Genomic DNA, 4,457 nt, shown 5'->3' with positions numbered 1-4,457 from the left:
ATTAAGATATGTTAAACTATCTTGGAGAGTGCGAGAAAGATGGAGATCCTTGACTGCAGAGGTTTAGAATGCCCATTACCGACCGTGGAGCTGACCAAGAAGATCAAGAGGATGAAGGTCGGGGAAGAACTGGAAATGGTCTCGAACGAACCCAACTCAAAGCTCGATGTACCGGCCTGGTGCAAGAGGACCGGCAACCAGCTCATCGATGTCAGAGAGGAAGAAGGGCATTTCTACTTCCACATCAAGAAGGTCCGTTAGAAGGATCGTCACCGGAATCGTCTGGCCGCACTCCCTTCTCATCCTTTTCGAATCCCCAGATGCTGTCCAATGTCGTGATGCATTCGGCCAGCGTCTTGGCCTTTTCCAGACCGAGGTAGATGCCCACAATCGAACCGCACCTGGTATCGTGGCGCAGGTTGTGGCTCTGCGCAAATTCGATAGACTTCTGCTTACATTCCTTCCGTCCTTCTACGCCAGTATCGATGAAAAGACATCTCGAATAGTTCTCGAACACCATGTTTAGAATGAAATTGGCATCATATTCTTCGTTGTCGTAGCTATCCAGGTTCAATGTCTTGTTTATGTATTCTTCATGCCTCTCGGCGATGGCCGGGATGGCGAACCAGGTTCCGGCGCATTTCTTGAGCTCCTTAGCATATTCCTCAGGCGGAAGAAGGATGTCCACGCAATCATCTCCCTCCAGCATGACCGTTGGCAATGACAGCCGTTTCTCTATGTTCTTGAGGCCTTTGCACATCCCATATCCTAAGAGAACGGCGTCGACCTTGCCCTCCAGGGCGTTGACCTTTTCTTCGATCGTCGATTTCAACATTTTTGGATCGGCATGAAGCGAAAAGTCGAGGTATTCGACATGGACAATGTCTGGATCATCCTTCACCAGGATTTCAAACTCCTTGCGGAGCATGTCGCACGCGATCACCCCAATTCTCATCCATGCTCCTTCAATTCTTGACCTGTTACTCAACAACCATGGGTAGGAGTTTGTTCATTGAGGAAACCCTTATGTTCTCTCTTCCTCCCATTTCTTTGATCCTCTTTATCACGTGATCTCTTACATCGTCCGGAACATAGACCACCACGCAATATCCCTCGTCCACCAAGGCATTATACATCTCGACCGCGTCCGGCCTCTTCCAACTTGTCCTGGACTCGATGATATCGAAACCGGTCAGGATGAAATCGTACTCAGCGTAAAGAATGATAACCCAATCTCCGCAAGTGCTATGTTGCAGCACATAATCGAGCGAGATATCTCTGTGCTTTCGACGGAGATGGTCCACTCTCCTTTCTGCCAGCACTTTAACATCGTCGTCCGTGGTCATGGGATACACGTCTCTTTTACCTATGTAGCAATATTTAATGTGATTTCGTTTATTCACAAGATTTGTGGAGCTTTTCATTGGTAATATCAGAAAAATCATGGATTTGAATGAATGTCGGCGATGATTTACGATACTTCGTATATCAAAATCGTAATTATAATATAAATGAATTATTCGGATGTCATCATATCTCTTAACCATCGTTATGCTGGCATCGCGATACCTTGTCCTTATCGATTTCAGTTTTCGAAGCAATGCCTACGATCAACAGATCTGCACACGGCCAATTTTTCACATTCCGATTTTTATGGCAAATCCTTATCATAGTATCGTATGATTATCGTCCAGGTGCAAATTAATGGTTAGAATGGAGGACGTAATGGGGAAGGAGGTCATCTCCTCGGATGCAATTATCGTCGGATCAGTGGAAGGGGTCAGCATCGATCCGGAACACTGGCGTATTTCGGCGTTGCGCGTCACCGTGACCAAGGGCCTGGAAATGGCCATGGACAAAAAGAAGAAAACGATCGGGTCATCGCGTGCCTTCATCAACACTGGAGCGGTCGCCAGCGTCTCGGACATGATCACCGTTAGCGTTTCCCTGGTGGATATCAAAGGTGCTTTGGTCAATGAAAATCTATGGCCGCTCAATTTCGGGAACTTGACCGGGATGAGGGTAATATGCAAGAAAGGCCGGCAGATCGGTTATGTTGACAACCTGGTCTTCGATCCTAAGGACAACTGGAAGATCAGTTATATCGATGTCAGGCTGGACAAGGCCACGAAAGATGATCTGAACATCAAGAAGAAGATGATGTCCGGATCGGGGATCGTCATCAGGACCAGTGATATACGGACCATAGGTGACATGGTCATGCTGAACATCGACATCGAGGAACTGAAGCAGTGGCTGGAGAATCGGCCAGCTTCGTTGAAAGGCTGATGGAGTGGAAGACCCCTGATCGAAACGTTAGAGCTTTCCCGGAAGTTCGAGCAGACAGTGGCGGTCGAGGGCCTCACCATCACCATCAACGATGGGGAGGTCTTCGGATTCCTGGGCCCGAACGGAGCGGGGAAGACCACCACTATCCGGATGCTCTGTTGCCTCATCGAGCCCACCTCGGGCCAGGCGTTCGTGGATGGCTTGGACATCAATGACAAGGAATCCCGAATCAAGATCCGTCAGAACATAGGACTGCTCCCGGAGAACCCTGGGCTCTATGAATCGTTATCCGCATATCAGAACCTCGATTTCTATGCCAAGATGTACGGCGTTCCCGCTGACAAACGCTCTCCTCGCATCACCGAGCTCCTGCAGGCGCTGGATATCCTGGACCGCAAGAACGATGCGGTCGGTTCGTTCTCGAAAGGGATGAAGCAGAAGATCGCCATCGCCCGGGCGCTGGTACACGACCCGAAGTACCTGTTCCTGGACGAGCCAACCTCCGGTCTTGACCCGGTCTCCTCGATCACCGTCCGCAATTACCTCATGGAACTGAAGCGGGAAGGCCGCACCATATTCATCAACACCCACCATCTGGACGAGGCTCAGAAGCTTTGCGACAGGATCGGGATCCTCAAGACCCGACTGCTGGCCAAAGGTTCACCTGAGCAGCTGGCCAACGAGTTCTTCGGAAAGACCACGATGGTCGAACTGGGCGAGGTAACGGCGGAAACCTTGCGGCTGATCCAGGCCTCGAAGGGCGTCAAGGCCTTCCGTCAGGACGGGAACCGGGTCTATCTCACCATCGACGACCCGGTCAAGGACAATCCAGCCATCGTCTCCGAGCTGGTCCGTTCTGGGGCCAGCGTTATCCACGTTGAAGAAGTGAGGAAAGGGCTCGAAGATGTATACCTGCGCATCGTCGGAGGCGAAGGCAAGTGATCCGCTTCGAGAAGATGTGGGCCATCGCGCGGAAGGAGTTCTCGGAGTTCCGCCGTAACCGTTATGTGCTGATGAGCCTGGTGATCATGCCGATGGTAATGACCATCATCCTGCCCATCGTGTATCTGGTGCCGGTCACTGCCCTTTCCACCGAGAACACCCGGCCGGTGCAGCTGACGTTCAACATACAGAACGCCTACGACGGGATGAGCTTCAGCAACGGATACTTCTCCAATGCGTCTTTCACGAACTGCGAGCTTTCGAACGTGATTTTGGACAACTGTCAGGTAAGGGGCGGATATGCCAACTTCTCCCTGATCAGGTCTTCCGAGGTCAATGACTCATGGATGCAGTCCTCGACCCTCTATTTCTCCAACCTGAACAACGACACGCGTATCGATGTGGTGCTGGTCTCAAGCGTGATCATCGGCGGCCAATCTGATCTGGTGGGGACACTGCTGCTACTGATCAATCTTCTGATGCTCATGTTCATGGTCCTGCCGGCCGTGCTGCCGACCATCATCGCCTCCTACACCCTGGTCGGGGAGAAGGTCAACAAGAGCCTGGAACCGCTCCTGGCCACTCCGACCACCGACTTTGAACTGCTCGGAGGCAAATCGCTCAGCATCTTCCTCCCCACGATGATGGCAGCCTGGCTGTCATTCATCCCGTTCGTGGTCCTGGTGGACCTGATAACCAAGCCGGCATTCGGTTATTTCATCCTGCCCAACACGATGTGGATCATAGCCATCTTCATCATGTCCCCACTGATAGCGATGCTGAGCATCCTTGCCAACGTGATAGTCTCCTCCAGGGTATCGGATGTCCGGAGCGCACAACAGTTGGGCTCGCTGGTCGTTCTTCCGGTCATACTCTTCTTCGTCTTGATCCTTACCCAATCCTCGGCCACGAGCGCCACCCTAATGGGCCTGTTCTCGGTCGCGATGGTGGTGGTGGACGCGGCGATCCTTCTTCTGGCCCTGCGGGTCTTCCGCCGGGAGGAGATACTGATAAGGTGGAAGTAGGGATCCCGGTAAGAACATTCAAGGATGCGCTGAATCAGTCTCTCTCATCACCTCCAGACTTATTCGATCCCTATGAACCGGAAGTGTCCTTTCATCAGGCATCAAATGAAGGCAATGAATGCGGCTATAGCGCCTGATACTATGATCCAGAGAAGGTAATTCTTCCACATCATTCCATCCCTCTCCCAATAGTAGGCCCAC

Annotated in this window: 6 protein-coding genes; 4 read left to right on the top strand and 2 right to left on the bottom strand. The window is 51.7% G+C overall.

The window, feature by feature from the left end:
* The first annotated feature begins 39 nt into the window (after positions 1-39).
* Positions 40-261, top strand: a complete 222-nt coding sequence (locus VGK23_05575; GenBank protein HEY3420004.1) for a sulfurtransferase TusA family protein — start codon at positions 40-42, stop codon at positions 259-261.
* On the opposite strand, the gene VGK23_05570 is transcribed toward VGK23_05575, so the two are convergent.
* Both VGK23_05570 and VGK23_05565 read right to left on the bottom strand, forming a co-directional pair.
* Positions 245-955, bottom strand: coding sequence for a DUF1638 domain-containing protein (locus VGK23_05570; protein ID HEY3420003.1), 711 nt, complete (start codon positions 953-955; stop codon positions 245-247). The genes VGK23_05575 and VGK23_05570 overlap by 17 nt on opposite strands.
* A 25-nt stretch (positions 956-980) precedes the next feature.
* Positions 981-1,346: a hypothetical protein gene (locus VGK23_05565; GenBank protein HEY3420002.1), complete on the bottom strand. Its 366-nt coding sequence runs from the start codon at positions 1,344-1,346 to the stop codon at positions 981-983.
* A 358-nt stretch (positions 1,347-1,704) separates the two neighbouring features.
* On the opposite strand from VGK23_05565, the gene VGK23_05560 reads away from it, so the two are divergent.
* From VGK23_05560 to VGK23_05550, 3 genes are read left to right on the top strand one after another with little or no spacing between them, the layout of a single operon-like run.
* On the top strand, positions 1,705-2,289 hold the full coding sequence (locus VGK23_05560) for a PRC-barrel domain-containing protein (GenBank protein HEY3420001.1): 585 nt from the start codon (positions 1,705-1,707) through the stop codon (positions 2,287-2,289).
* 57 nt (positions 2,290-2,346) lie between these two features.
* Positions 2,347-3,231, top strand: coding sequence for an ABC transporter ATP-binding protein (locus tag VGK23_05555; protein HEY3420000.1), 885 nt, complete (start codon positions 2,347-2,349; stop codon positions 3,229-3,231).
* A complete protein-coding gene (locus tag VGK23_05550) occupies positions 3,228-4,256 on the top strand; it encodes an ABC transporter permease subunit (GenBank protein ID HEY3419999.1) in 1,029 nt (342 codons plus the stop codon). Before VGK23_05555 ends, VGK23_05550 begins: the two co-directional genes overlap by 4 nt.
* Positions 4,257-4,457: the final 201 nt, after the last annotated feature.

The sequence above is a fragment of the Methanomassiliicoccales archaeon genome (assembly GCA_036504055.1).
Classification (GTDB): Archaea; Thermoplasmatota; Thermoplasmata; order Methanomassiliicoccales; family UBA472; genus DASXVU01.
The sequence above is the reverse complement of the archived record's forward strand: the minus strand, read 5'-3'. Positions and strand labels throughout refer to the sequence as shown.